Raw genomic sequence first — 524 nt, forward strand, 5'->3', positions numbered from 1 at the left:
GTGTAAAACCACTTGGGGTAAAGCAGATTTAACCATGATCCTTAACGGTGCGCTGGCTGGTTTGGTCGCTATCACGGCAGACCCACTATCACCATCACCTTTGTATGCTGTAGCAATCGGTGCGGTATCGGGTGCGCTAGTGGTATTTAGCATCATCGGTCTCGATAAACTGAAGATTGACGATCCTGTGGGTGCAATTTCAGTTCACGGTGTTTGTGGTTTCTTCGGTCTAATGGTTGTTCCTCTAAGCAACGGTGAAGCAACGTTTGGTGCGCAGCTTCTTGGTGCCGCAGTGATCTTTGCTTGGGTATTTGGTGCAAGCCTAGTGGTTTGGGCGATTCTTAAAGCTACGGTTGGTATTCGAGTTACGGAAGAGGAAGAAATGGAAGGCATGGACATGCACGATTGTGGTGTTGGTGCTTACCCTGAATTCGTAACTGTGAAGTAAATATGCCTTGTAATAAATAGTTACATTCTCGGTATGTAAAAACCTGCTCCGATGAGCAGGTTTTTTTATTTTGGTC

The 524-nt window shown here is 46.0% G+C and carries 1 pseudogene; it reads left to right on the forward strand.

The annotated features are described in order from the left end of the window. Positions 1-448: pseudogene (locus R8N49_RS30240) on the forward strand (ammonium transporter); the annotation flags it as partial. Positions 449-524 lie beyond the last annotated feature (76 nt).

The organism is Vibrio sp. 1978 (assembly GCF_033344345.1).